Below are 24819 nucleotides of genomic sequence, written 5' to 3'. Positions count from 1 at the left end.
CATGGATGCAGGCATAAACCCAACTACAGGCGATTTGACAGGTCAGCGGATTTCAACGCTGGCAAACGCCGTGTACCTGCGCCTTATGACTCCATTCGGTAGCTACTGGGCCGATCCCTTGTTGGGTTCCCTACTTCATGAACTGCGTCGGGAAAAAGATAAAGCCCGTGTCGGCACGCTGGCCGTTCAGTACGCCCAGCAGGCGCTGCAAGGACTTATTGATGATGGCCGAGCAACCTCTGTCGATGTGTCGGCAGAGCAGAAGCATGACGGCTGGCTACGGCTGCTCATCGAAGTCGAAGCACCGACCGGTCGCCAGACCTTTGAACAATCAGTGAGAGTGATCTGATGCCCTACATCGCTCCCCCATTCGAAACTATTAGAACCCGCGCCCTGCGCGAAATTCGTGCGTTAGTACCTGATGCCGACATCACCAGTGACAGCGACCACTATGTCCGCGCCAGTTCGGTTTCTGCGGTCGCCGAAGGCATTCACCAGCAAGGGGCATGGACTGCCAGGCAGATCTTCCCCGATAGCGCGGACTTCGACGAACTCAAAAGGCACGCGGCCACACGTGATGTGTACCCAAAATCAGCAACGGTAGCGGGTAGCACTCTCGCGCTCACTGGCGCTGCGGGGGTGCCACTTCCCGTCGGATCACAAGCCCGTCATACCGCCAGTGGCACAGTGCTTACAACGACGGCGGCAGTTACCTTTGCCCCGAACGGAACCGCAGTCGCTCCCGTGGCAACCATCGACACGGGAGCCGCGCTTAACGGTTTATCAGGTGCCGCGACCCTTACCAGCCCGCCTTTGGGCGTGGACAGCGCCTGTACCTTGGAGGCACTCAAGGGCGGCACAGACGATGAAAAGCAGGAGAGCCTTTTAGCCCGTTACTTGGACGTACTGCGCAACCCGCCGAGCGGTGGAAACCTGGCCGACTATCGACGTTGGGCATTGTCCGTGGACGGTGTATCCACTGTCCTGGTCATTCCCAAGCGCCGTGGTGGCAACGCCATTGATGTGGTGATCACCTCGGCCGGGGGCCCGTCGTCGGCGGATATTATCGCTGCCTGCCAAGCCTTTATCGACAGCGTGGCACCGGCCGGGGCGGACATATGGGTGTTCACTCCCGCCATCCTGGACGTCAATTTGGCGCTACGTTTGGCACCGGCCACAGGGTACGCGCTGGATGACCTGCAAGGGCCTATTGAGTCTGCGGTTGCTGGCGTCATCGACCCGCTGATACCGCAAGAAACTCTTTATCGCATTCGCCTGACAGCTGCAATTAGCAGCCTGGCCGGGGTCGTGGATTTCGACCTGGTCACGCCTGCAACCAATGTCTCTTCCTCTAGCGACCCCGCAGTGGTGAGTTGGATTCGCCTCGGCACCGTTGCCTTGGAGGCCCTTGATGAGTGATGTCCTGATCGAGCAGCTTCAAACGCTGCTACCTCCGGTCTCATATGACCCCGAAGGCAAAGTGCTAGTGGCCCAACTCACTGCCGAAGGCACTGTTTTAGGCGATGCCCTGGAAGGCCTTGAAGCCATAGAGAGCGCTATTTTCCCCAGCACGGCAGGTGACTACATTACCGACTGGGAGCGGACCTACAACCTGACTCCGGCTGCCGGTGCATCTCAGGAAGAGCGCGTGCGGGCTGTTGAGGCTGCCATGGCTGACCTGGGCGGCCAGTCCATTCCGTACTTCATCCGCTTGGCTTCTCTCTTCGGCGTACCAGCCACCATCGAGAGCTTCAGGGTTCCCGTAGTCGGCCTGTTGAACACGGGCGATCCAATCTACTCAGGCGACTGGCCCTTCACCTGGCGCATGAATGCGCCGCTTTCGGCATTCACCGCCGTGGCCATGGAGTCTCGAATCACCGACCGCCGACCGGGAAATACAGACGTGGTCTTCGGATACGGCAAAGAAGTCGTCGACGGCATTGCCGACAAAGTGGACCAACTGTTTAACGCCATCCATTACGTGGTGCCCGCCGCCGTGATCGGCATCGAGGACCTATAGCATGCAAAGAATTTCCAGCTGGACCGATCTAGTCACGGTCTTGGGATTGTTCCGCTACGGCACCGCTGCCGGTGGAGTGGCACCAACGCCACTTAAGGCTGAGTGGCTGAACATGATTCAGGAAGAGCTGGCCAACTTCATTCTGGCTTACCTGCCTGAGCTTGATGCCAACGACAACACGCAGCTACTCAAGGCCATTCAGGCCTTTGGGGCGAGCTTCCCACTTAAAGCAACGACATTGGCCGGGTACGGCATTCTTGATGCCTATACAAAGCTTGAGACGTATTCACAGCCTGAAGTGGACTGGTGGCTTTCGAAGAAGGCAAACAACGCGATTACGTTAGCCGGTTATGGCATTGGAGATGCTTACACCAAGTTAGCGATTAATGACTTCTTGGCAGCCATAAACACCTCGTTGGTTGCGAAGCAAGCCGCGATAGACAACTTAGGGACAACCAAGCAAGACAAAAATACTGCGCTTATGGCGGCCACGGGCTGGCACCTTGATAAGGCCACGGGCTTTCTAGAGCAATGGGGAAGCGGCGCATGTGGCGCAGATAGCGTGAGTGCAGCCATCAATTTTCCGACGCCCTTCGCAGAGGTCTACAACTGCTTTGGTAACAAGGTGACGCCTAATGCTGAGGATGGTGACGGCAACGCAGCAGGTGCGCGAGCCATCAGTGCCACGCAATACCAACTCTTCAACGACACCGACAAATATAGCGCCACGATTCACTGGCGTGCGATTGGCAAGGCCCCCGGATATTAGTCCGTTGCGAGTCATCAAACAGCAACTACCCCAAACGATTACCTGGCCAGCGCTGCGGTATTTCTTCGCCTGGAGAAACATAAATGTCTGATATTGAATCGCTGCAGGCCTATGCCGGGCAACTGGCGGAGGCTGCTGCCCAAGCCAAGGACTCTGCCGGGAAACAGCACGAGTACATCAATGGTGACGCTTCAAAGGATGTGCTTACAGAGTCTGGCCTTGTGCCTACGATTGCCAAGCAAGCGTTGCTGGGTCAGGCGAAAGTAACCGCGTCTCTGGCTGAAGTCGCTTCGCAGACGGCTGGAGCGATGACTTACGCAAGCACTGCTTTGGGGCTGCTAGGGACCAATAACGACGGCTACTTCAGCGTGCCCAGCCCTGAGTCGAGAGAGTACCTGATCTTGTACAAGAACAGCGCTGGCGTAGCGATTGAGGTAGATCGCTACCCTAACGCAGAGGCTGTCAACAAGAAGGTTAATGGGATCAAGGGTAAGAACTTACTCAATCCTGCGGCACCTGATGTAGCGCTAGGATTCTTCCCTAATTCCATAGCGGGAGACCTACAAGCAAACGTCGCCTATAACTGTTCGGGCTTCATTCCTGTCGTCGCTGGACAGGTGTACACCGCCTCGCAAAAGCATTATTGGACCTGGTACAACGCCAGAAAGGTTTTCATTTCAGGTACTAGCGATGCCAACCAGAACAAAACGCAGACAGCTCCGTCTGGGGCGGCCTTTATGCGCTGCTCGTTTAGTGCTGGATCCAAGTGGGCATTTGCGCAGGTAGAGAGCGGCTCAGTGCAAAGCGCTTTTGAGCCTTTTATAGCAGGAGCATTTCTCGATCCGCTTGCGGTAAAGGATAACTCCTTAGGTGGAAGGACGATGGCCGATGCCTCGATCACGCGAGAAAAAACCAATTTTCTTAAGGCAGGAAAAAACCTTTTCAATAAAGCAGCGGCCACTATTGGTCAATTCATTAACCCGATTAGCGGCTCGCTGACGTCTTCGGCTACCTACGACACCACAGAGAAAATCGCAGTAACAGCAGGACAGCAATATGTATCGAACAGAAGAATGCGATTTAGCTGCTACTTCGCCGCAGATGGTGGCGTGGTATCAGGAGGAGCCAGCGAGTACATTTCCAGTTTTACGACTCCAGCAGGCGCCGCTTATGTGCGAATCACCCTAGAGCACAACAACTTAGACCTATTTCAGCTTGAGCATGGCTCGGCACCCACATCCTTTGAGGTGTACGGTTGGAAGGTAGAAGGCCCGAATGGCGAGAAGTTGATTCAAGAACCAGTCGGTACTGCGTCTCTGCAAGATGCCTCGGTCACGCGAGAAAAAACCAATTTTCTTAAGGCAGGAAAAAACCTTTTCAATAAAGCAGCGGCCACTATTGGTCAGCTAGTTGACCCGATTAGCGGCTCGCTGACGTCTTCGGCTACCTACGACACCACAGAGAAAATCGCAGTAACAGCAGGACAGCAATATGTATCGAACAGAAGAATGCGATTTAGCTGCTACTTCGCCGCAGATGGTTCTACCGTCATAGCGGGCGGGATAAATGACGGAGGCGGCGTCTTCACTTTTGCTGTCCCCGCTGGCGCAGCGTATGCGCGAGTCACACTCTGGCATACCGACCTGGATATGTTCCAGCTGGAAAAAGGAGCCGTATCAACGTCTTTTGAATCTTACGGCTGGAAGGTAGAAGGCCCGAATGGCGAGACGCTGGTAAACTCAGAATCAGGCGCTGCGAGTTCCAGCAAATGGTCTGGTAAAACGTGGGCGGCCTTGGGGGATAGCATCTCAGCGCAAGGGACATGGCAGCCCGACGTAGTAACAAGCCTGGGGTTAAAGTGGTCCAACTTCGGGATTGGTGGGACGAAGCTGTCAGGTCCTGTGGGAGACACCACCGCTATGTGTCAGGACACCCGAATCAACGCAATTCCGGTCACACAGGATTTGGTTACAGTCATGGCCGGTACTAACGACTGGGCGCAGAACGTCCCGTTAGGCGCGCAGGATTCCACTGATCCGCTGACTTTTTACGGCGCACTTAATACCCTGATCGGCAAGTTGATGGCCCGTTTCCCGGCCAAGAGGGTGGCACTGTTCACCCTTCCATATGGCGAAATTTACGACTTTGCCAAGCGCGGGTGGCCAAACGCATATACCAACACGCAAGGTTTGACGACGCTGGATTACGCAGAGGCAATTCGGGTTGCTTGCAAGCGCTGGGGCTTGCCGTGTGTAGATGTGCAGGGTAATGCAGGTTGGAATGCGTTGAACATCCGAACCTATATCAATGACGATGGGGCACTGTTGCACCCTAATAAAATGGGGGCCGCCAGAGTCGCCGAGGTGGCTATTGGCATACTTCGTGGCCTAGAAGCTTTTAGGTAGTGTGGTCTTAAACAGTTTTACACCTAGCGAAATTCCAGCAACTGCGCCTACGTAGTCTCTATATTTTGTTTTGGTTAAATTAGGTGCCAAATCAATCGCGAATAACTGAGCTACCACCATGAAAAGGCTATGCCAAATATCCCGTTAGGTAGTGCCAAATCAATCGCGCGCTTACAATATGCGATGGACAAAACGTAAACAGCAATAATGATGAATTTCAAAAGTATCGTCACACAGTAAGAGAGGCGCCGCCCGACCTGCACGCAAGTGGCCCGGCATCCTGTAGGAGTTGTCGGGCGCTGGTGTTGCTGGAATGGAGCCAAAGCGTAAGGTTAAAACAGCAACCTGAGTTTTTTCCAGCATTTGGCTACAGATTTATGGCTATTTGCTTACAGTCTTTGGTCGGGTTGCGGGTAACGTTTTGTATGATTTGCTCTGTCTCAATACTGATTGTGTGCCTGAGTGTGGGGGCTTTTTATAAACAGGTCGATTTCGCTGGCATGTGGAGCGGTGGCAGGTCCTCGGCGGGTGACGGCCAAAGCGGCTGCCGCATTGGCACGTTTGGCCGCATCCAGCGCCGTGTTGCCTGTGCTGAGCGCGGCAATCATGACCCCGGTGTGAGCGTCTCCAGCCCCATTGCTGTCGATAGCGTGAACGTTGAAGCCGGCAATCAGTTGCGGCCCTTGAGCGTCGTTTATCCAGCAGCCTTGCGGGCCGTCGCGGACTACCACCAGGCAGTCGCTGGGCAGCTGCGATTTCAGGGCGAGCAGGGCGTCTGCAATCGTGGAGCTGGCAGTGAAACCTTGTGCTTCGCTCCGATTGCTGGTCCACAGGTGCAGCCGGGGCAATAAAGCGCTGATCAAGGTGGGGTCGATATCTTGCAGTAATGGCCCCGGATCGAATGTGACATGGACGCTGCGATCCAGCCCACACAGCCAAGTGAGCAGCGGTCTGGCTTTGCCCGGATTGAGCAGGCTATAGCCGCTGACATACAGGTAGTCGTCGGGTTCAACAGCCACCGTTGCAAGGTCATCGCTCGACAGAGCACCTTCTGCGCCAATGTAGGAAATAAACGTTCGCTCGGCGTTGGCCTCGGTCAATGCCACACAGAGCCCGGTGTCCATGTTTGGATCAATCGGCTGGATGACCTCAATGCCTTCCGCCTGCATGGCCAGACGTGCAATATCGCCGAACTGCCCCTGGCCATGACGGCCAAGGTAATAGGTTTTCAGCCCGTTGCGTTGCGCGGCCGCCATCGTATTGAAGCCGCCCCCGGCGTGGAAGCTGGCGCTTTTGGCTAACGCATCGCCGCCGGAGCGGGGCAAGGTGTCGAGTGCCATAGCCAAGTCGATGATTACTTGGCCGGTGTGCAGCAATCTAGACATTGGCAGGCCCCGGTACAGCATGTCGGCGGTCTTTGGCGCCACCGAGCAGCGCATACACCCCCCCTGCGACGACAAATGTCACGATCCAGCCTAGGCCGTTATGGCCCAGCCATGAGTCTGCCAGTGGCCCGACGAACCAGTCGGCATCTGAACTGCCGACCCGGGTAAAGCACAGGCCCAGTACGAGAGCCAGCGCCCAGGAACTCAGTGCCCGCCATTCAATACCGCCGTGGTACCAATAAAAGGAGCTGGGGCTGACATCCAGCAGGTCTTTGGCGCTGTAGTACTGGCGATGGATTAGGTCGACGACAAAGATCGCGACCCATGCAGTAATCGGAATTGCCGTCAGTGAAATAAAGGTGATGAAGGGGCCATAAAAGCTATCGGCGTACAGCATGAAGTAAATGGAACCACAAAAAATGGCCACGATATCGACAATAACGGCTTGTACTCGCTTGATTTTGATCCCTAGGGTCAGGGTGGTGAGCCCCGCCGAATACACTGACAGGTGATTGGACAACAGAAGGCCGCCGAACGCGCTCAGCAGGTAGGGCACTGCCATCCATGCGGGCAACATGTTGCGGATTGCTGCGATGGGATCGGTGGCTGAGGCGAGGTCGTGGTTGCCGACTGACAACAAGCCGCCCAAGGTGATCAGTAGGACCAGCGGAATGCCTGCGCCCCAGGCCGCGGAGGCTACCAATTGGGTCGCGCTGACGCTGCGATGTTGATAGCGCGACATGTCAGCGCCGGCATTCGCCCAACCGATCCCGGTGCCTGCCGCCATGATCCCAATGCCGATAACCACTGAGCTGACCGGCGCTGGGCTGGTGCTGAACACAGCGTGCCAGTCAATGGTGGCGCACAGAAAACCGCCCACCAGCAGGTTGAGTGCACCAAACAGGTAGGTCGCCCACTTTTGAATGACCAGCAAGGTGGCATGGCCCATTCCTGAAACGGACAGGGTCAACAGAGTGAAAATCGCGATAAAGAGTAGGGTCAACAGTGGTGCGTTTTTAGCTTCGGTGGGCGTGCCAAACACGATTGCGCACAACGCCAGCAGTACAAACGCGGCGGTTGTGGTGTTGACGGTTTCCCAGCCGACGCGTGATATCAGAGAAATCAGCGTAGGCCCAATGTTGCCGCGCACACCAAAGATCGCTCGCGACAGTGTCAGGCTTGGCGCTCGACCGCGTCGTCCGGCGATGGATATCACGCCAACCACCGCGAACGAGCCCGCTGCACCGATCAAGGCAACGAGGATGACCTGCCAAATGGCCAGTTGGTGGAAGGCCACCAGCGTTGCGCCGAGCGGCAAGCCGAGAATGCTGATGTTGGCCGCAAACCAAACCCAGAACAGTTGCAGCGGGTTGCCCTTGCACTCGTTTTCGGGGACGGGTTCTATACCACGGGTTTCCAGTTGCCCGGCACTGTGCCCGGCGTTGGGATTGCTCATGGGATGCTGTTCCTCATGCGGATGTTGTCTTCCCAGGCGCAGAGGTTGGGGCTCTGGGTGAGTCCTGGCGTGTTGCGGTCCTTCGCGGGTTTATTACACGCTGCGTAGCGTTAGTAACTGTTGTACCAATGGCTCCAACTGTAGGTTGTTGACTGCTTTGACTTGCTGGATGAGTGCGTTCGGCCAGTGCTCCAGGCCCGCACACGCGCCGAGCATGGCGCCGAGAATAGCGGCGATGGTATCGGTATCGCCGCCAATGCTGGCGGCGATGCACAACGCACTGAAGCTACTGAGGTTGCCACTGGCTACCCGTTGCGCAAGAGCAAAGGCGGCCACCACAGACTCTTGAGACGCGACTGAGGTGCCAATCACGTCGTACAGCAAATCGCCGAGGTTGTCGGGGTTGCATTCATGACTGGCCTGTCTGGCCCAGCGAATACGCGGCCCGATGCGACCACCAGCGATCCAGTGGCCGTGGTGTTCTGCTATGTAGGCCATTTCAGTGCCCGCATTGAGCGCGTGTTGAAGTTTTCTGCCGTTGATGCCGCTTGAGATCACTGCGGCCACCGCCGCAGCGCTGGCAATGCCCAGGCTGGTGTTGTGTGTTACCTGGCAGGCTTGAACCACAGCCTTGATGAATGATTCTGGCTGGTTAATATCGGCCGCTATGCCCACCGGTGTGATGCGCATGGCGGCGCCGTTAGTCGTGCCATAACGCCCGGACTCTTCTGAGCTATGGCCTGCAAGAATCATTTCGATAGCGCGTTTGGTTGAGGGCCCCAGCAGGTCTTGCGAGCCTTTGGCCTGCATCGTGGCCTCCCAGTTGATTAGGCGTTGCGCAAGGGTGCTGGGGTCGATATTGCCGTTGCCCTCCACCAGCAATTGAGCGACCAGAATGGCTTGTTCAGTGTCGTCGGTGATCGAACCCCCGGGCATGTTGGGGGCGATGGGCTGATCGGCTGGCGCATCTAGCAAGTGAGTAATCGGACCAAAGCGTGTGAGGATTTGCGCTCGGCTAAAGGACTGGGTGGGCATGCCCAAGGCGTCGCCTAATGCCAGACCATAAAAGGCGCCGAGTGCGCGCTCAGTCAACTTCATGCCGAGGCTCCAAATGAGTGATGCATACGAAAGTGCGTGGGATCCAGCCAACTTTCGACATGCTCCATGAGTCGACCATGTCGGTCATAGGTGGTGCGTAAAGTTTTAAGGAACACCGTGCCAGCGGGGCGTCCAAGCAACTGCGCATCTTCTTCGTTGAGTGGCTCGGCACCAATCCACTGGTCGCCGTGATCGCCGATAAAGCCATAAGCGGCCAACGTAATGGTGAGCGAGTCATCAATCATGCCAATTCGTGGCAACCCTTCAAGCCCGCCGGTAGCTGGCATAAATGAACGCTCTAGGGAAATAGCAGTTCCATCGCTGCGGCGCCGACGACGCTCCAGCATGATGAAATGGCTCAGGCCAAACCGAAGGGTTAACTCCGGGCGATCGACGGACTCAAGTTTGAGTTGTTCGGTATGGATGCGTGCTCCAGTGCTGGCCAGTGCTTGCGCCCAACCATTTTTCTGATCAAGCGGTATGCCGTCAAAGGTTACGACAGAGCCTCCCATGGAACTTCGAGCGATGTACTTGCGTCGCTCCAACTCTGTCAGCGCCTGTCGTAATGTATTGCGATTGACACCCAGTTCTTGAGCCAACTGATCTTCATCAGGCAAGACATAGCCGTCTTCCATAAGCCCGTTTTCGATTTGGCGGACGAGCTCATTGACGACCTGTTGTTTCTTGTTAAATCGAGCTTGTTTTATCATCCCGAGAGTAATAGCTCAGGCCTAACAGTTCGGCAATAAATGAGATCCATGAAATCTCATCTACTTACAGACAAAAACGATTCAGCGCATGAGGGAATGACCCTGAACCTCTTTTGTGGGGAAAAACCCAGACGTTGATGTCCCGTTTGTAACAGGTTCACGGAAGATGTGAACCCAGTATCGACAGTAAGTCCTGTGGGAAAACCAGGGCTGATGTTTGCTGTAACTCCATCCGCGACCACCACGTATGTTGAGTCATAACTTCACGCTCCTGGTCTGTCCAGCCGCCATCGGACACGTGTTGGGCGTCAACGCGGACCATAAAGAAGCGTTCATCGGCCATTACCCACTCACCCTCCGGCAGTTGCATCTCAAACAACCGCTGAGCGAGTACGGGCCCCACGTCGTGTGCAGTTACACCAACTTCCTCATAGAGCTCTCGAATGGCAGCCTGCTCAAAGGTTTCTCCAGGCTCCACCCCGCCACCGGGCGTGGCCCAATATTCTTGGCCTTGCAATGCTCCTTTCTTGTGGGTGAAGCGGAAAAGAAGCACGCGATCTTCAGGGCTTATGACGAGTAATCGGGAGGCGGGTCGCTGGCGCATTGTTGTGCTCGCTGTGACAGTTAGACGAAGGATAATAGATGTTGTAAGTTCGCCACTTTGAGGAAGTAGAGTTAGCTCGCAATCTTAGCCGTGAACGCAATCGCGGGGCTATAGCTCAAACAACGGCTTCAAGCGTTGCTACATGCCCTGCGGGCTCAACAGGGCACATAGCAACGCGTGGCTAGCCGCAGGCCTTGAGATTGACTGGGCCGACAAAGTCATTACCTCGACCCATCACGCAGGCCACAGCTTGGTTGCGCTGACGCTCCCAGTCCTGCACCGGGTAGGTTTTGTTCCAGGCTGCGTACAGTTTCTGGTCCTGTTTGGAGAGGTGCAGGTTATAGCGCTTGCTCATGTACAAATAGGTACGTGCAATCATTCCGCGAATGCGCGGACGCGGCATGACTTTTCTAGCCTTGAAATCGACTTGAGTCAGGCACGAGCCATATTGGCCAGGTTGTGTCGGCAGCCAACCAAAACTGAAGTTATTTCGATCGCCGTTTACTTCGCCAATACTCGGCACAAGGTTGTGCAGGTCGGCTTCTGCCACTTTGTAGACCGCGTCGTTACGGGTGCAGTTTTTTCGTCCCCCGTTTTGCCAGCATTGACGCTGATGACCAATCTGCCAGGCAGGAACAATATGCTCCCACTCGATACGCGCTGCGCGGTTGGCGTTTTTGCGCGGTACGTAACCGCATGCTTTTAGATCAACACGGTTGCCGGAGTATTTGCAGCCGCAGTAGAACTCTGTCGATTGAGGCTCGTAGAGTTTCCAGGCGATTTTTTTAGCTTCGCTGAATGTCTGCGGGGCGGCGGCGTGTGCACTTAACACAGTAAAGAGGCTGGCAAATGCCAGTAAACGAACCCTCATTGACTCAGTCTTCCTCAGGTACGGTCCAGAAAACATTGACGCCGCCGCAATCACGGTGAGCGATGGTGACGTTATCGTTTTCGGAAATTTCTTCCAGCAAGCGCTCCCAGAATTCCGGGTTGTCACCCTCCTGCCGGTCCAGCACCGCCATTCGGTCTTTTTGAGCCTTAGGCGAGCTGATGATTTTTTGTATGCGCATGCCGAAAACTTCGTACGGGCTCGGAAGGGTCGGTTCTTTCGCCGCTTTTTTAGCCATGATGCGATCCTTGGTTAGCTGTATGTGCATACAGTATTTAACTGCGAGAGATTTGGCAACTCTTTGAATATCTCTCACTGCCAGGATCGGACTGCGTTTTTTAGGTTTAGTGCACGAACAAGAGGAAAATCAACAATATAGACCACTCATTCGGGCGAATGAGTGGTGGGATGCCTAGCGCCGGGCAGCGCTTGGCGCGAGGGTTTTAGTATTCCCAGAACATCCGTTGCAGCTCTTTGCTGTCTTGGGTTTTGGTCAGTGCAACCATGGCCAGGATGCGAGCTTTTTGCGGGTTAAGGTCATGAGCGACGACCCAGTCGTATTTATCGTCAGGCTGTTCTGCGTTGCGCAGTACGAAGCCGCCGTTATTTACGTGGGAAGAGCGAATGATTTGTACGCCATCCTTGCGCAGCTCTTGCAGGGTCGGTACGACGCGGGACGAGACAGAGCCGTTGCCTGTACCTACGTGGATGATGGCTTTTGCACCAGCCTGTGCCAGAGCTTTGTAGGCCGTGTCGTCTACGTTGCCGTGGGAGTAGGCGATGCCCACGTTTGGTAGGGTTTTGATGGTTTTGATGTCGAACTCAGAATCCATGGTGTGACGCTTGGCGGGCAAGCGGAACCAGTAGGATTTGCCTTCTACAACCATGCCCAGTGGGCCCCAAGGGCTTTTGAACGCCTCGGTCTTAATGTTCATCATTTTGCTGACATCACGGCCAGACTGAATTTCGTCGTTCATGGTCACCAGTACGCCTTTGCCACGAGCGTCTTTGCTACCAGCAACGGCCACTGCGTTGTACAGGTTGAGCATGCCGTCAGCGGACATGGCAGTGCCCGGGCGCATGGAGCCGACAACGATGATTGGCTTATCGGTCTTTTCGACTAAGTTGAGGAAGTAAGCGGTCTCTTCGAGGGTGTCGGTGCCGTGGGTGATAACGATGCCATCAACATCTTTACTGTCGGCCAGTTCGGCGACGCGGCGGCCCAGTTGCAGCAAGTTGTCGTTGGTAATGCTCTCGGAGGCAATTTGCATAACTTGTTCGCCACGCACGTTAGCCAATTGACTCAGCTCCGGAACGCCAGCGATCAGTTGATCAATACCCACTTTGGCTGCGGTGTAAGTTGCGCTATTGGCAGCGCTGGCGCCGGCGCCGGCAATGGTGCCGCCCGTTGCAAGAATGACCACATTTGGCTTGGTGACGGCCTCTTGAGCTTGCACAGTCGGCAGGGACAACAGAAGGGCCAAGGCGCCCGGAACAATAGTTTTCAAGACAGCTGTTTTCATTGTTTTCTCTCTTATTGGTGAGCGCACAGTTGCACAGGTTGGCGCGGCGCGTGCCATCTCTGGGCAAGTGCTGGCCATATCAAGGCACTATTTATGCCAAATTCAGAAATGATTAGTTACGTTGTTAAATAATTGATTTTTAAGGAGATATTTCTATTGGATTTTTTCTTGTATTGAAACGGTGCGGATTCCCGAACGTTGAAGGTGCTATTCGTTCGGAGATTCGACTGGGTAGTGGTTTGCCAATGGCTTTTTTGCGCACAGCGCTCTGAGCGCAATGCCCGCACGCTTGAGCAATTGTCGTGGATTGGCTGTATGAATTGCTGGTCAGCCGCTGTGTGTATCCGGCGCTTGCGACGGTCGTGCAGTCGGCTCTGCAGTTGACCGAGATGGCTACACAGTTATTGTCTCAGCCAAGGTGTGCCTGAGAGGGGTGGCACACCAAATCAATTGCACGTGTGGGGGAGTGCGGTGCTTAAACCGGTTTTGAGGTTTCGGGGTCTTTGTACTTTTCGAAAACCTGACTGACAAAAGCACGTGCGGCTTCTGTACCGAGTTCTTTGACCAACAGATCAATGCCGATGATGGCTAGCTCTTCAGGGCTACCTGGGCTGTAGGAGCATTGTCCTTGAGGCCATTTGGCTTTGATATCTGCATCAATGGTGACTGTGGTCATGGGTATCTCATGAGGGTGTCGAAAGCGCAATTTTAGCAAAATGCCATCCTGAGGCGATCAGAAGAGCAAAATTAATCATGGCATTGCTCTCTCGGGGTCTTAACTTTCGCAAGATGTCGCTGCTGCATGACACACTAGCGTTTTGTATGGGGAGGCTGTATGCAGATTGATTTAAAAAATCCAGAAAGCTTGACCCTTTCAGCGGTTAGCCAATTATTAGCCTCAGCCAGTGATGATGTGCACACTCAGTTGCGCGTTACCAAGCAGGGTGTCGCCTATATTTCTTCAGGTGTGGTGGGCGGTGTCGATATCGATGGGCTGCTGTTTAGGCTCGAAACGTGGGCGGCAGGTTCGGGGTATGTCGGTAATGTTGCAGCGAGTGATGAAGTCTGGGTTATGCAGATTTTCAATGCCTTAAAAGAAAACTGGCCCAATCCTCCTTTCGACTACATTGATGTCTATTAGGCGTTTGTACATATTTCGTCACGATTAGGTGAGCGCAGTTTGCATTCGGTGGGGCAAAATCTCGTGCCCTAGGGCTGATCGGATTTTGCTGTCAGACCCCATGCAACCTATGTGCGTAAAAGCTGTCGCAAGGGTTCCGACTTTTCATCTTAAGGAGGCTTCATGTCTTGGAAGCTAGTGTCATTGGGTTCATTGTTGGCAGTCGTCGCGCTGTCTGGGTGTAGCAGCACGAGCGACGCTGTTAAGGCACCTGTGGCTGAGGCCGGGCACACGCGATGCGATGCCAAAGCAGCCGCTTTTGCAATTGGCCAGAAGGCATCGTCTGGTCTGCTGGAGCAAGCCCGTATCAAAGCGGGTGCTCAGAACGCCCGCATCTTGTTGCCACACGACGTCATGACCCTGGAGTACCGTTCTGATCGCTTGAATCTCAATGCTGATGACAACGCAATCATTACCCGTGTTAACTGCGGTTAATCACGCCTAGCGAAGTTTCAGGCATAAAAAACCCCGTCACATGGACGGGGTTTTTTTGTTCGCGGGAGATTTACTCCGGACGAACCTGTGCAGCTTGCATACCCTTTTGGCCTTTCTCAGCCACGAAGGAAACGGTCTGGCCTTCTTTCAGGCTTTTGAAACCGTCGCTTTCGATAGCTTTGAAGTGTACGAACAGGTCGTCACCGCCACCTTGAGGAGTGATGAAGCCGAAGCCTTTTTCATCGTTGAACCATTTTACGGTGCCGGTTTGGCGATTAGACATGGTGTATCTCCAAGAAACTTATATTTTCAGTAGTACTGTGCTGCTCAGGCCAACTGGGCACACTTGGCTATCATAGTCGAAATGTGCGGTTTGGGAGCCCCCCTAAGCCTCAGATTGACGCATTGTTAGCTTTTGTCCAACGTCTAAAAAGTCTGTAAGCCCCGTTTTATGGGGCTTGCAGGCTCAAAATCGCTTTTAAAAAAAGCAGCAAATGAGACGTGTTTTTTGGATTGGATTGGGTTTCAGGCCGTATTTGCCTTGATTAACACCTTCGTACACCCTATTTCTTTGGCTGAGGTGCAGCTCGGCACTCTGCGATTACGTCGAGTGCTTTCTGCTGAAGGGGAGGATTTTTTGCTCCGTCCGGGCTCATAAGCTCTTTGATCTGAGCTGTCGTAAAGTTTTTGTCGATTTTATCTGCGCCACATGAGCAATGTGACTGAGCGGCTTTTTCGCCAATTTTTGGCGCTGCCGCAGCAGTGCAATCCTTCATGTAGCTGGCTTTCAAATCCTTGGGCCAGGCAGCCTGAGCGCTCAAAGGTAGCAGGAGTGCGAGAGGTGCTGCGAAAGCCAGTAGGTGAGTCATGCGCATGTGATGCTCCTTGTGATCGTTAATTGCGAAATGATTTCACTCATTATCTGAGGGAATAATGAAGCTCAAGTTCATCATTTTGCAAAACTTAGCCAAGATGTTTGGCGTGAGTGAGAGGGGAGGCGCAGATGCCAAGGCATCTGTGCTAGCATGCCGCCCTTGGCAGTTTTCTGTTAGTGCATGCTCTTTGAGCCACGAAGCAGAGCCATTACCTTTTTTAATTTGAACTCCAGTCACTCTGGTTCGGTTTTGGGTTGGCCGTAAGGCTCCTGCCACTGTGAGGCAGGTATACCACCGAATCGCGTACTGGCTCATCCCAACCCACGTGACCTTTGGTAGGGGTCACCACTAGGAGAGGAGGCGCCATGCCAACTATTACTCTTCCCGACGGCAGTCAACGTTCATTCGATCACCCGGTTTCAGTAGCCGAGGTTGCTGCTTCAATTGGCGCAGGTTTGGCCAAGGCCACTGTAGCCGGCAAAGTCAACGGCAAGTTGGTTGATGCCTGTGACTTGATCGAAAATGATGCCACCTTGCAAATCATTACGCCCAAGGATGAAGAGGGGCTGGAGATCATTCGTCACTCTTGCGCTCACTTGGTCGGTCACGCAGTCAAGCAGTTGTATCCGACAGCCAAAATGGTGATCGGCCCTGTTATTGATGAAGGCTTTTACTACGACATCGCCTATGAGCGTCCGTTTACTCCGGATGACATGGCCGCTATCGAAAAGCGCATGCAGCAGTTGATCGAAAAAGACTACGACGTCATTAAGAAAGTGACGCCGCGTGCTGAAGTGATCGAACTGTTCTCTGAGCGCGGTGAAGACTACAAACTGCGATTGATCGAAGACATGCCGAACGAACAAGTCATGGGTCTGTACTTCCATGAAGAATACGTCGACATGTGCCGTGGTCCTCACGTTCCGAACACGCGTTTTCTCAAGTCATTCAAGCTGACCAAACTGTCAGGCGCTTACTGGCGTGGCGATGCCAAAAACGAGCAGTTGCAGCGTATTTATGGCACTGCTTGGGCCGACAAGAAGCAGTTGGCAGCTTATATCCAGCGTATTGAAGAGGCTGAAAAGCGCGATCACCGTAAAATCGGTAAGCGCCTGGGTCTGTTCCATACTCAAGAAGAAGCGCCGGGCATGGTGTTCTGGCATCCCAATGGCTGGACCCTGTATCAAGTACTTGAGCAGTACATGCGTAAAGTGCAGCGCGAGAACGGCTACCTGGAGATCAAAACGCCTCAGGTAGTGGATCGCAGTCTGTGGGAAAAGTCCGGGCACTGGGCTAACTACGCTGAAAACATGTTCACCACTGAGTCGGAAAACCGCGATTACGCGATCAAACCGATGAACTGCCCATGTCACGTTCAGGTGTTTAACCAAGGCCTGAAAAGCTACCGTGAGTTGCCATTGCGGCTTGCTGAGTTCGGTGCTTGCCACCGCAATGAGCCGTCGGGTGCTTTGCATGGCATTATGCGTGTTCGCGCTTTTACTCAAGACGATGCACACATTTTCTGCACTGAAGAGCAAATGCAGGCCGAGTCCGCAGCCTTTATCAAGCTGACGCTGGATGTATACGCAGACTTCGGTTTTAAAGATATCGAGCTCAAGCTGTCGACTCGCCCTGAAAAGCGCGTAGGTTCCGATGAGCTTTGGGATCGTGCTGAAAGTGCCTTGGCTTCAGCACTCGACAGTGCCGGTTTGGCGTATGACCTGCAGCCGGGTGAGGGCGCCTTCTACGGGCCGAAGATTGAATTTTCTCTAAAAGATTGTCTTGGTCGTGTCTGGCAGTGTGGTACCCTGCAGCTCGATTTTAACCTGCCCATCCGTCTTGGCGCAGAATACGTGTCTGAAGACAACAGCCGTAAGCATCCCGTTATGCTGCACCGCGCGATCCTCGGATCGTTCGAACGCTTTGTCGGTATTTTGATTGAGCATTACGAAGGTGCGTTCCCTGCGTGGTTAGCGCCAACTCAGGTAGTGATCATGAATATCACTGATAAACAGGCAGAATTTGCCGCTGAGGTTGAAAAAACTCTCAATCAGAGCGGGTTTCGTGCCAAGTCTGACTTGAGAAATGAAAAGATCGGCTTTAAAATCCGCGAGCATACTTTGCTCAAGGTTCCTTATCTCTTGGTTATCGGAGATCGGGAAGTCGAGATGCAGACTGTCGCTGTGCGTACACGTGAAGGTGCTGACCTGGGCTCGATGCCCGTCGCGCAATTCGCTGAATTCCTCGCACAAGCGGTTTCCCGGCGTGGTCGCCATGATTCGGAGTAATTATTATTAAGCGTGAAATGAGACAAGATAAACGAGCTGCACCGAAAGCCCCGATCAACGAGAATATCTCGGCACGCGAGGTTCGGTTAATCGGAGCTGAGGGCGAGCAACTTGGCATTGTCCCGATCGAAGAAGCGCTTCTTAAGGCTGAAGAAGCCAAACTGGATTTGGTGGAAATTTCCGCTGATGCAGTACCCCCTGTTTGCAAGCTGATGGATTACGGCAAGTCGATCTTCGAAAAGAAGAAGCAGATTGCCGCAGCGAAGAAAAACCAGAAACAAATCCAGGTTAAAGAAATCAAGTTTCGTCCAGGGACGGAGGAAGGGGATTACCAGGTAAAACTGCGCAACCTGGTACGTTTCCTGAGTGATGGGGACAGGGCCAAGGTATCGTTACGATTCCGCGGCCGTGAGATGGCCCACCAGGAGCTGGGTATGGAACTGTTGAAGCGGGTTGAAGCTGACCTGGTTGAATACGGGACCGTCGAACAGCATCCTAAGATGGAAGGACGCCAGCTGATTATGGTCATCGCCCCGAAAAAGAAGAAGTAACCACCAGGGCACGGCAGGCCTTGCGGTTATGTTTATCAACTGAATGCGGAGTATCCGAACATGCCAAAGATGAAGACTAAAAGTGGTGCTGCTAAGCGGTTTCTGAAAACTGCTAACGGTATCAAGCACAAACACGCTTTCAAGAGCCACATCCTGACCAAAATGTCGACCAAGCGTAAGCGTCAACTGCGCGGAAGCAGCTTGCTGCATCCGTCCGACGTGGCAAAAGTCGAGCGCATGCTGCGCCTTCGTTAATTTTTGGTTAAGACTAGAGGAAGTAACTCATGGCTCGTGTAAAGCGTGGCGTTGTCGCCCGTAAACGTCACAAAAAAATTCTGAAACTGGCTAAAGGCTACTACGGCGCACGCTCACGCGTATTCCGTGTTGCCAAGCAAGCGGTAATCAAGGCAGGCCAATACGCCTACCGTGACCGTCGTCAGAAAAAACGTCAGTTCCGCGCTCTGTGGATCGCTCGTATCAACGCTGGTGCACGTATCAACGGTCTGTCTTACAGCCGTTTCATCGCTGGCCTGAAAAAAGCTTCCATCGAGATCGACCGTAAGGTTCTGTCTGATCTGGCAGTGAACGAAAAAGCGGCGTTTGCTGCGATTGTCGAGAAAGCTAAAGCCACCTTGGCTTAAGTACCCCCGACAGTTCTTGTGCTCACCTCTGTGGGCTCAGGTGCTAAACGTCTTAAATAGGGGAAGAGCCTTCAAGCTCTTCCCCTATTTTGTATCTGGAGTCTGTACATGGAAAACCTGGATGCGCTGGTCTCTCAAGCACTAGAGGCTGTGCAAAGCGCTGAAGATATTAATGCCCTGGAGCAAATCCGGGTTCAGTACCTCGGCAAAAAAGGTGAATTGACTCAGGTGATGAAGACCCTGGGGAATTTGCCGGCTGAAGAGCGCCCACAAGTGGGAGCCCTGATCAACGTTGCCAAGGAGCGTGTCACAGAGGTTCTTAATGCACGCAAGGCGCTGTTTGAAGAGGCCGAGCTGGCCGCCAAACTGTCTGCCGAGTCTATTGATGTGACCCTGCCTGGCCGTGGACAGACCTCAGGCGGTCTGCATCCGGTGACCCGGACTCTGGAGCGTATTGAACAGTTCTTCACCCACATTGGCTACGGCATCGCCGAAGGCCCTGAGGTTGAAGACGACTATCACAACTTTGAGGCGCTCAACATCCCAGGCCATCACCCGGCCCGCTCGATGCATGACACCTTCTATTTCAATGCGAACATGCTGTTGCGCACCCATACCTCTCCGGTACAGGTCCGCACCATGGAATCGCAGCAGCCGCCGATCCGCATCGTCTGCCCAGGCCGTGTCTATCGTAGCGACTCCGATATCACTCACTCGCCGATGTTCCACCAGGTTGAAGGCCTGCTAGTTGATCGCGATATCAATTTCGCGGACCTCAAAGGGACTATTGAAGAGTTCTTGCGAGTGTTCTTCGAAAAAGAATTGGCCGTACGTTTCCGCCCTTCCTACTTCCCGTTCACAGAGCCTTCGGCTGAAGTGGACATGGAATGCGTGATGTGCAGTGGCAAAGGCTGCCGCGTCTGCAAGCAGACGGGCTGGCTGGAAGTCATGGGCTGCGGCATGGTTCATCCGAATGTACTGCGTATGTCTGGCATCGACCCAGAAGAATTCTCGGGTTTTGCTTTCGGCATGGGGGTTGAACGTCTGGCCATGCTGCGTTACGGCGTGAACGACTTGCGTCTGTTCTTCGACAACGACTTGCGGTTCCTCGCGCAATTTCGCTAGTCGTAACGAATTCTTAGGAGAGCAGGATGAAATTCAGTGAACAATGGCTGCGTGGTTGGGTTAACCCGCAGGTAAATCGCGACGAGCTGGTTGCTCGTTTGTCGATGGCTGGTCTTGAGGTCGATAGCGTAACGCCGGCCGCCGGTGTATTCAGTGGCGTTGTCGTGGGTGAGGTGCTCAGCACTGAGCAGCACCCAGACGCCGACAAGCTTCGTGTGTGCCAAGTCAGCGATGGCTCGGATACTTTTCAGGTGGTTTGCGGTGCGCCGAACGTGCGTCCCGGCCTGAAAGTCCCGTTCGCCATGATTGGTGCAGAACTGCCAGGCGACTTCAAAATCAAGAAAGCCAAACTACGTGGCCTTGAGTCCAATGGCATGCTGTGCTCGCAAGCAGAGCTGCAAATTGGCGAAGGTAACGATGGTTTGATGGAGTTGCCGGCCGATGCTCCTGTAGGCGAAGATATTCGTTCCTACTTGGGGCTTGAAGATGCCAGCATTGAGGTCGACCTTACCCCTAACCGTGGCGATTGCTTATCTTTGGCAGGTTTGGCTCGTGAGGTTGGCGCGCTATACGCTGCAGATGTGACTCGTCCTGTAGTGGCCGCTGTTGCTGCGGTACACGATGAGGTTCGCCCGGTTGACGTGTTGGCACCTTCTGCTTGCCCGCGTTATCTGGGTCGTGTCATCCGCAACGTCGATCTGTCCCGTCCTACGCCTCTGTGGATGGTTGAGCGCCTGCGTCGCGCAGACGTTCGTAGCATCGATGCCGCTGTCGACATTACAAACTACGTAATGCTGGAGTTGGGTCAGCCGTTGCACGCATTCGATCTCGCCGAGATCAATGGTGGAATCCGCGTGCGCATGGCTGAAGAGGGTGAGAAGCTGGTACTGCTCGACGGTCAGGAAGTCGCCCTGCGTAGCGATACGTTGGTGATTGCTGACCACGCCCGTGCATTGGCGATTGCTGGTGTGATGGGTGGGGAGCATAGCGGCGTATCGGCGACGACTCGTGATGTGTTCCTGGAAAGTGCGTTCTTCGACCAAATTGCCGTTGCGGGCAAAGCGCGTTCTTATGGTCTGCACACAGACGCCTCGCATCGCTATGAGCGTGGTGTGGACTGGAAACTGGCGCGTGAAGCCATGGAGCGTGCCACAGGCTTGCTATTGGAAATCACCGGTGGTGAAGCCGGTCCAATCGTAGAAACTGCTAATGAACAGTACCTGCCATCGATTGCACCCATCACTTTGCGCGTTGCACGCATCACTCAGATGCTCGGCTTGGAAATTGATTCTACTGAAGTCGAGCGTCTGCTCAGTGCTTTGGGTCTGGCCATCTCCGCTGACGGGGCAGGGCAGTGGCGTGTAGAAGTGCCTAGCCATCGTTTCGATATCAGCCTTGAAGTTGATTTGATCGAAGAATTGGCTCGACTTTATGGTTACAACCGCCTACCGGTTCGTTACCCGCAAGCTCGCCTTGCACCGCAAGCGAAAGCTGAAGCGCGAAGCGAACTGCCAGAATTGCGTCGGCTGCTGGTAGCTCGTGGCTATCAGGAAGCAATTACTTACAGTTTCATTGATCCGAAGCAATTCGAATTGTTCAGCCCGGGCGTTGAGCCTTTGTTGTTGGCCAATCCAATTTCAAACGACATGGCAGCAATGCGCGCGTCTTTGTGGCCGGGTTTGGTTAAGTCTTTGCAGTACAACCTCAACCGTCAGCAAGATCGCGTCCGTCTCTTCGAAAGTGGCCTGCGTTTTGTCGGTCAACTGGAAGGTCTGAAGCAAGAACCAATGCTTGCAGGTGTGATTTGCGGTAGTCGCTTGCCAGAAGGCTGGGCGCAAGGTCGCGATGTTGTCGACTTCTTTGACGTCAAAGCTGACGTAGAAGCGGTGCTGGGTTTTGCCGGTGCACTTGACGCATTCACCTTTGTAGCTGGCAGTCACCCTGCCTTGCACCCTGGCCAAACTGCACGTATTGAGCGCGACGGGCGTGAAGTCGGTTACGTTGGGGCGATTCACCCGGAGCTGGCAAAAACGCTGGGTCTTGACCGTCCAGTATTCCTTTTCGAACTGGTATTGGCAGAAGTGGCTTCGGGTAAAATGCCGAGATTCCACGAGCTATCTCGCTTTCCTGAAGTGCGCCGTGACTTGGCATTATTGGCCGATCGCGATGTTGCAGCCAGTGATGTGCTGAGCGTAATCCGTGAAAATGCAGGTGAATGGCTGACAGACCTCAGGCTATTTGACGTTTACCAGGGTAAAGGCATTGATCCGCATAGAAAAAGCCTTGCAGTTGGCTTGACCTGGCAGCATCCATCGCGCACTCTTAATGACGATGAGGTGAACACCGCGACACATAATATCCTCACCTCGCTCGAAAAAAGGTTGAACGCCACGTTAAGGAAGTGACGTATGGGGGCTCTGACGAAAGCTGAAATGGCGGAACGTCTTTATGAAGAGCTGGGCCTGAATAAACGTGAAGCCAAAGAATTGGTGGAGTTGTTTTTCGAAGAAATCAGGCACGCTCTTGAAGACAATGAACAGGTCAAATTGTCAGGTTTTGGCAATTTTGATTTGCGTGACAAGCGACAGCGGCCTGGCCGCAATCCGAAAACGGGAGAGGAAATCCCGATCACGGCTCGCCGTGTGGTCACCTTTCGTCCAGGGCAGAAGTTGAAAGCCCGAGTAGAGGCCTATGCTGGAACCAAGTCATAACGACGAGCTCCCGCCGATTCCAGGCAAACGCTACTTCGCCATCGGCGAAGTTAGCGAGCTATGTGCGGTAAAACCGCATGTGCTGCGCTACTGGGAGCAAGAGTTTCCTCAACTTAACCCCGTCAAACGACGCGGAAACCGCCGGTATTATCAGCGACAAGACGTGCTGATGATCCGGCAGATTCGCGCCTTGCTTTACGACCAAGGTTTTACCATCGGAGGCGCACGCCAGCGATTGTCTGGTGATGAAGCCAAAGATGACACCACCCAATACAAACAACTGATCCGTCAAACGATCACAGAGTTGGAGGATGTTTTACTGGTACTCCGCAAATAAACCTGGTTTTAAAATACTTTCGTATTTCAAAAGCTTAAGGTATATTTCTCGACGTTCTAGCAAGTCGCAACATAGATGTAACGCCTAGTCGGGGCGTAGCGCAGTCCGGTAGCGCACTAGCATGGGGTGCTAGGGGTCGAGTGTTCGAATCACTCCGTCCCGACCATATTTTTCAATGACTTAGCCACCTTTTCGGTGGCTTTTTCATTTCTACCCTAGTGACTTTTCAAGTGACCTTGGGTTTTTCTGCTATGCCTGCCTCCTCTTCAGGATCGTCAGCGCTGGTGCGCGTGAGTCGGTTACTGATACCTTGTTTGCAGCCTCAATCAGTTGGTCCAGTTCTGCCGCTGAGTAGTGACTGGTGATGCTGCCGTTCTTGTGGCCGAGCAATGCTTTGCGATCCTCCTCAGTCACGCCTGCTGCACGCAGCCTTCTGCCAAAGGTGTGCTTCAGGTCGTGAATGCGGATTCTGGAAAAGCCATCATGTGCTGGCCGTAAATACTTCTCCTGCCATTTCTTCGCCGCTCTGACGCGAGCCTTCTTCCAGGCTGAGTCGTTCATCCGGTGAACCGTTGTTTCGTTTCCGTCGCCGTCTGGCTTGCCGAAAGGGGAAACGTACAGCTTGTGTTGGCCTCGCTGCTTCTCAATGACCGACTTGGCCACGGTGTTGAGCACCACCAGGCGTTCGTCCCTATTCTTAACGCCAGACCGCACACTTCGACCGCCAAACCCGGGTGGAATCAAAAACACCACGGTATCCAGCTCCGGTACCGCAATCTCCCAGTCCCATTGAAGCTTGCAGACTTCCTGCTCCCGGCACCCGGTGTTGACCTTGAACATAGCCATGGTCTGCAGATGTGCCGGAAGCTCTGCAAACAGAATCGATTGCTCCTCCCATGAAAGCGGATAGGGCTTCCGGCTGTTCGTCTTCTCATCCAGTAGCGAGATCATTGGCACAACATCGAGCCAGGGTCTGCGCTCTTCGTCCCGCCATTTGCGTGCACACAGGTTCAGAACCCTGATTACCCTCTGCAGGGCAATATTGACCGTGCGATTCGTTACAGGCTTGCCCTCGGCAGGGTGCAGCTTGGAATGAATGTACGGTGCCAGGGAGTCGTCATCGATGTGTGTGATCGGCATATCCCCAATGAACGGATCGAGCTGGGCCATATAGGTTGCAGATATATGGATTGACGCCTGATCCTTCACCTCAAGCAGGAAGCGAGTTGCCGCTTCCCGCCAGGTTCTCACCTTTTTGATCCCGTACACCTTCTCTTGTCGGCGCTGTTCCAAGAGATAGATCAGGTGCTGCTCCGCTTCGGCGCGGTCACGAGTGCCAGTGCTCTCTTGAATTCGTTCACCTCGGTACTTCTTGTCGATTTTCCAGATGCCGCTCGGCATTTGCTGGAGCCCAGTGATTGCTTTATGTGCCATTGCGTATCTCCTTTGGATCCGCCTTGGCGCTCGCTGCGGGGCCGATTGTTGTCCTGATTGGCTGCTTTATCAATCGCCATGGCTTGAATGTAGGCGTCGGCCCACGCGTCAAGTTCAAGTCGGTCGAAGCCCACACCCTGTCTTCCGATCGGGAATTCTCGAACATGAGGCCGGACGGTTTTGTTGAATTCTTCCCGGCACATGCCGAGATAGCCGTATGCCTCGCCAGCGCGAATGAAACGCGGGAGGATGGGGGCGACTTGAGCTGCGCTTCGATTGGCCATAATTTTTTCCATGCCGTTCGTGGCGGCAGAAGGTGGGGAGGGTGGTTACAAGGTGAGTTCGTGTCCCAAGAGCACCCAGCTCAATGGGACGAGTAGTGC

The 24819-nt window shown here is 54.0% G+C and carries 28 protein-coding genes and 1 tRNA gene; 16 read left to right on the top strand and 13 right to left on the bottom strand.

Features of this window, described 5'->3' with window-relative positions; translation table 11 throughout:
* The first annotated feature begins 70 nt into the window (after positions 1–70).
* The 5 genes from B347_RS0100470 (at position 71) to B347_RS0100450 (ending at position 5194) form a co-directional block, all read left to right on the top strand.
* Positions 71–349, top strand: a complete 279-nt coding sequence (locus tag B347_RS0100470) for a phage GP46 family protein (protein ID WP_019407760.1) — start codon at positions 71–73, stop codon at positions 347–349.
* Positions 349–1419, top strand: a complete 1071-nt coding sequence (locus B347_RS0100465) for a baseplate J/gp47 family protein (protein ID WP_019407759.1) — start codon at positions 349–351, stop codon at positions 1417–1419. The genes B347_RS0100470 and B347_RS0100465 overlap by 1 nt, the downstream gene beginning before the upstream one ends.
* Entirely contained in the window at positions 1412–2020 is a 609-nt protein-coding gene (locus B347_RS0100460) for a putative phage tail protein (protein WP_019407758.1), read from the top strand. Before B347_RS0100465 ends, B347_RS0100460 begins: the two co-directional genes overlap by 8 nt.
* A 1-nt stretch (position 2021) precedes the next feature.
* Positions 2022–2789: a gp53-like domain-containing protein gene (locus B347_RS0100455; protein ID WP_019407757.1), complete on the top strand. Its 768-nt coding sequence runs from the start codon at positions 2022–2024 to the stop codon at positions 2787–2789.
* A gap of 83 nt (positions 2790–2872) precedes the next feature.
* Positions 2873–5194, top strand: coding sequence for an SGNH/GDSL hydrolase family protein (locus B347_RS0100450; RefSeq protein WP_019407756.1), 2322 nt, complete (start codon positions 2873–2875; stop codon positions 5192–5194).
* A gap of 440 nt (positions 5195–5634) precedes the next feature.
* On the opposite strand, the gene B347_RS0100445 is transcribed toward B347_RS0100450, so the two are convergent.
* The 9 genes from B347_RS0100445 to B347_RS0100405 form a co-directional block, all read right to left on the bottom strand.
* The gene (locus tag B347_RS0100445) at positions 5635–6579 is read right to left on the bottom strand and encodes a PfkB family carbohydrate kinase (protein ID WP_026013908.1); all 945 of its coding nucleotides are present in this window, start codon (positions 6577–6579) and stop codon (positions 5635–5637) included.
* Complete coding sequence (locus tag B347_RS0100440; RefSeq protein ID WP_019407754.1) at positions 6572–8035, bottom strand: purine-cytosine permease family protein; 1464 nt, start codon at positions 8033–8035, stop codon at positions 6572–6574. The genes B347_RS0100445 and B347_RS0100440 overlap by 8 nt, the downstream gene beginning before the upstream one ends.
* A gap of 93 nt (positions 8036–8128) precedes the next feature.
* Positions 8129–9133 carry an ADP-ribosylglycohydrolase family protein gene (locus B347_RS0100435; RefSeq protein WP_019407753.1) on the bottom strand — a complete coding sequence of 335 codons (1005 nt, stop codon included), beginning with the start codon at positions 9131–9133 and terminating at the stop codon, positions 8129–8131.
* A complete protein-coding gene (locus B347_RS0100430; protein ID WP_019407752.1) occupies positions 9130–9843 on the bottom strand; it encodes a GntR family transcriptional regulator in 714 nt (237 codons plus the stop codon). Before B347_RS0100430 ends, B347_RS0100435 begins: the two co-directional genes overlap by 4 nt.
* Positions 9844–10000: 157 nt before the next feature.
* Entirely contained in the window at positions 10001–10447 is a 447-nt protein-coding gene (locus tag B347_RS0100425) for an NUDIX hydrolase (protein WP_019407751.1), read from the bottom strand.
* A 181-nt stretch (positions 10448–10628) separates the two neighbouring features.
* The gene (locus B347_RS0100420; protein ID WP_019407750.1) at positions 10629–11318 is read right to left on the bottom strand and encodes an endonuclease; all 690 of its coding nucleotides are present in this window, start codon (positions 11316–11318) and stop codon (positions 10629–10631) included.
* Positions 11319–11322: 4 nt separating this feature from the next.
* Positions 11323–11574, bottom strand: a complete 252-nt coding sequence (locus tag B347_RS0100415) for a DUF1654 domain-containing protein (RefSeq protein ID WP_019407749.1) — start codon at positions 11572–11574, stop codon at positions 11323–11325.
* Between the two features lie 205 nt (positions 11575–11779).
* Positions 11780–12859: an asparaginase gene (locus B347_RS0100410; protein ID WP_019407748.1), complete on the bottom strand. Its 1080-nt coding sequence runs from the start codon at positions 12857–12859 to the stop codon at positions 11780–11782.
* A gap of 475 nt (positions 12860–13334) precedes the next feature.
* On the bottom strand, positions 13335–13535 hold the full coding sequence (locus B347_RS0100405; RefSeq protein ID WP_019407747.1) for a hypothetical protein: 201 nt from the start codon (positions 13533–13535) through the stop codon (positions 13335–13337).
* A 159-nt stretch (positions 13536–13694) separates the two neighbouring features.
* Here B347_RS0100405 and B347_RS0100400 point away from each other — a divergent pair, with 159 nt between their 5' ends.
* Entirely contained in the window at positions 13695–14000 is a 306-nt protein-coding gene (locus B347_RS0100400) for a hypothetical protein (RefSeq protein WP_019407746.1), read from the top strand.
* A 162-nt stretch (positions 14001–14162) separates the two neighbouring features.
* On the top strand, positions 14163–14474 hold the full coding sequence (locus B347_RS0100395; RefSeq protein WP_019407745.1) for an I78 family peptidase inhibitor: 312 nt from the start codon (positions 14163–14165) through the stop codon (positions 14472–14474).
* Between the two features lie 70 nt (positions 14475–14544).
* Here the strand turns inward: B347_RS0100395 and B347_RS0100390 are convergent, their stop codons facing one another.
* Together B347_RS0100390 and B347_RS0100385 are read right to left on the bottom strand one after the other, a co-directional pair.
* Entirely contained in the window at positions 14545–14757 is a 213-nt protein-coding gene (locus B347_RS0100390) for a cold-shock protein (protein ID WP_003179963.1), read from the bottom strand.
* Positions 14758–15037: 280 nt separating this feature from the next.
* Positions 15038–15349 carry a hypothetical protein gene (locus B347_RS0100385; RefSeq protein WP_019407744.1) on the bottom strand — a complete coding sequence of 104 codons (312 nt, stop codon included), beginning with the start codon at positions 15347–15349 and terminating at the stop codon, positions 15038–15040.
* A 365-nt stretch (positions 15350–15714) separates the two neighbouring features.
* On the opposite strand from B347_RS0100385, the gene thrS reads away from it, so the two are divergent.
* The 9 genes from thrS to B347_RS0100340 all read left to right on the top strand — a co-directional run bounded on the left by thrS (position 15715) and on the right by B347_RS0100340 (position 23168).
* Entirely contained in the window at positions 15715–17637 is a 1923-nt protein-coding gene (thrS, locus tag B347_RS0100380) for a threonine--tRNA ligase (protein WP_019407743.1), read from the top strand.
* A complete protein-coding gene (gene infC / locus B347_RS0100375) occupies positions 17637–18188 on the top strand; it encodes a translation initiation factor IF-3 (RefSeq protein ID WP_169835808.1) in 552 nt (183 codons plus the stop codon). Before thrS ends, infC begins: the two co-directional genes overlap by 1 nt.
* Positions 18189–18248: 60 nt before the next feature.
* Positions 18249–18443, top strand: coding sequence for a 50S ribosomal protein L35 (gene rpmI / locus B347_RS0100370; RefSeq protein WP_002553160.1), 195 nt, complete (start codon positions 18249–18251; stop codon positions 18441–18443).
* Between the two features lie 29 nt (positions 18444–18472).
* Complete coding sequence (gene rplT, locus B347_RS0100365) at positions 18473–18829, top strand: 50S ribosomal protein L20 (protein ID WP_003442184.1); 357 nt, start codon at positions 18473–18475, stop codon at positions 18827–18829.
* Positions 18830–18937: 108 nt separating this feature from the next.
* Positions 18938–19954, top strand: a complete 1017-nt coding sequence (pheS, locus tag B347_RS0100360) for a phenylalanine--tRNA ligase subunit alpha (RefSeq protein ID WP_019407741.1) — start codon at positions 18938–18940, stop codon at positions 19952–19954.
* 26 nt (positions 19955–19980) lie between these two features.
* Positions 19981–22359, top strand: a complete 2379-nt coding sequence (pheT, locus tag B347_RS0100355; RefSeq protein WP_019407740.1) for a phenylalanine--tRNA ligase subunit beta — start codon at positions 19981–19983, stop codon at positions 22357–22359.
* Between the two features lie 3 nt (positions 22360–22362).
* On the top strand, positions 22363–22665 hold the full coding sequence (gene ihfA / locus B347_RS0100350) for an integration host factor subunit alpha (RefSeq protein ID WP_002553164.1): 303 nt from the start codon (positions 22363–22365) through the stop codon (positions 22663–22665).
* On the top strand, positions 22646–23002 hold the full coding sequence (locus B347_RS0100345) for a MerR family transcriptional regulator (RefSeq protein WP_019407739.1): 357 nt from the start codon (positions 22646–22648) through the stop codon (positions 23000–23002). The genes ihfA and B347_RS0100345 overlap by 20 nt, the downstream gene beginning before the upstream one ends.
* Before the next feature lie 89 nt (positions 23003–23091).
* Positions 23092–23168: transfer RNA gene (locus B347_RS0100340), tRNA-Pro, on the top strand.
* A gap of 83 nt (positions 23169–23251) precedes the next feature.
* On the opposite strand, the gene B347_RS0100335 is transcribed toward B347_RS0100340, so the two are convergent.
* Both B347_RS0100335 and B347_RS26800 read right to left on the bottom strand, forming a co-directional pair.
* On the bottom strand, positions 23252–24403 hold the full coding sequence (locus B347_RS0100335) for a tyrosine-type recombinase/integrase (RefSeq protein ID WP_237719090.1): 1152 nt from the start codon (positions 24401–24403) through the stop codon (positions 23252–23254).
* Positions 24304–24720: a hypothetical protein gene (locus B347_RS26800; RefSeq protein WP_237719089.1), complete on the bottom strand. Its 417-nt coding sequence runs from the start codon at positions 24718–24720 to the stop codon at positions 24304–24306. The genes B347_RS0100335 and B347_RS26800 overlap by 100 nt, the downstream gene beginning before the upstream one ends.
* Positions 24721–24819: the final 99 nt, after the last annotated feature.

Origin of the sequence: Pseudomonas psychrophila HA-4 (assembly GCF_000282975.1) — a bacterium.
GTDB lineage: Bacteria > Pseudomonadota > Gammaproteobacteria > Pseudomonadales > Pseudomonadaceae > Aquipseudomonas > Aquipseudomonas psychrophila_A.
The sequence above is the reverse complement of the archived record's forward strand: the minus strand, read 5'-3'. Positions and strand labels throughout refer to the sequence as shown.

Excerpts from the sequence above, each read along its gene's own strand:
- B347_RS0100450 (WP_019407756.1), top strand. The coding sequence starts at position 2,873 with ATGTCTGATATTGAATCGCTGCAGGCCTATGCCGGGCAACTGGCGGAG.
- rplT (WP_003442184.1), top strand. The coding sequence starts at position 18,473 with ATGGCTCGTGTAAAGCGTGGCGTTGTCGCCCGTAAACGTCACAAAAAA.
- pheS (WP_019407741.1), top strand. The coding sequence starts at position 18,938 with ATGGAAAACCTGGATGCGCTGGTCTCTCAAGCACTAGAGGCTGTGCAA.
- B347_RS0100445 (WP_026013908.1), bottom strand. The coding sequence starts at position 6,579 with ATGTCTAGATTGCTGCACACCGGCCAAGTAATCATCGACTTGGCTATG.
- pheT (WP_019407740.1), top strand. The coding sequence starts at position 19,981 with ATGAAATTCAGTGAACAATGGCTGCGTGGTTGGGTTAACCCGCAGGTA.
- B347_RS0100335 (WP_237719090.1), bottom strand. The coding sequence starts at position 24,403 with ATGCCGAGCGGCATCTGGAAAATCGACAAGAAGTACCGAGGTGAACGA.
- B347_RS0100395 (WP_019407745.1), top strand. The coding sequence starts at position 14,163 with ATGTCTTGGAAGCTAGTGTCATTGGGTTCATTGTTGGCAGTCGTCGCG.
- B347_RS0100465 (WP_019407759.1), top strand. The coding sequence starts at position 349 with ATGCCCTACATCGCTCCCCCATTCGAAACTATTAGAACCCGCGCCCTG.
- thrS (WP_019407743.1), top strand. The coding sequence starts at position 15,715 with ATGCCAACTATTACTCTTCCCGACGGCAGTCAACGTTCATTCGATCAC.
- B347_RS0100435 (WP_019407753.1), bottom strand. The coding sequence starts at position 9,133 with ATGAAGTTGACTGAGCGCGCACTCGGCGCCTTTTATGGTCTGGCATTA.
- B347_RS0100405 (WP_019407747.1), bottom strand. The coding sequence starts at position 13,535 with ATGACCACAGTCACCATTGATGCAGATATCAAAGCCAAATGGCCTCAA.
- B347_RS0100390 (WP_003179963.1), bottom strand. The coding sequence starts at position 14,757 with ATGTCTAATCGCCAAACCGGCACCGTAAAATGGTTCAACGATGAAAAA.
- B347_RS0100400 (WP_019407746.1), top strand. The coding sequence starts at position 13,695 with ATGCAGATTGATTTAAAAAATCCAGAAAGCTTGACCCTTTCAGCGGTT.
- B347_RS0100420 (WP_019407750.1), bottom strand. The coding sequence starts at position 11,318 with ATGAGGGTTCGTTTACTGGCATTTGCCAGCCTCTTTACTGTGTTAAGT.
- B347_RS0100455 (WP_019407757.1), top strand. The coding sequence starts at position 2,022 with ATGCAAAGAATTTCCAGCTGGACCGATCTAGTCACGGTCTTGGGATTG.
- rpmI (WP_002553160.1), top strand. The coding sequence starts at position 18,249 with ATGCCAAAGATGAAGACTAAAAGTGGTGCTGCTAAGCGGTTTCTGAAA.
- B347_RS0100410 (WP_019407748.1), bottom strand. The coding sequence starts at position 12,859 with ATGAAAACAGCTGTCTTGAAAACTATTGTTCCGGGCGCCTTGGCCCTT.
- B347_RS0100415 (WP_019407749.1), bottom strand. The coding sequence starts at position 11,574 with ATGGCTAAAAAAGCGGCGAAAGAACCGACCCTTCCGAGCCCGTACGAA.
- B347_RS0100460 (WP_019407758.1), top strand. The coding sequence starts at position 1,412 with ATGAGTGATGTCCTGATCGAGCAGCTTCAAACGCTGCTACCTCCGGTC.
- B347_RS0100430 (WP_019407752.1), bottom strand. The coding sequence starts at position 9,843 with ATGATAAAACAAGCTCGATTTAACAAGAAACAACAGGTCGTCAATGAG.
- B347_RS26800 (WP_237719089.1), bottom strand. The coding sequence starts at position 24,720 with ATGGCCAATCGAAGCGCAGCTCAAGTCGCCCCCATCCTCCCGCGTTTC.
- ihfA (WP_002553164.1), top strand. The coding sequence starts at position 22,363 with ATGGGGGCTCTGACGAAAGCTGAAATGGCGGAACGTCTTTATGAAGAG.
- B347_RS0100345 (WP_019407739.1), top strand. The coding sequence starts at position 22,646 with ATGCTGGAACCAAGTCATAACGACGAGCTCCCGCCGATTCCAGGCAAA.
- B347_RS0100440 (WP_019407754.1), bottom strand. The coding sequence starts at position 8,035 with ATGAGCAATCCCAACGCCGGGCACAGTGCCGGGCAACTGGAAACCCGT.
- B347_RS0100385 (WP_019407744.1), bottom strand. The coding sequence starts at position 15,349 with ATGCGCATGACTCACCTACTGGCTTTCGCAGCACCTCTCGCACTCCTG.
- B347_RS0100425 (WP_019407751.1), bottom strand. The coding sequence starts at position 10,447 with ATGCGCCAGCGACCCGCCTCCCGATTACTCGTCATAAGCCCTGAAGAT.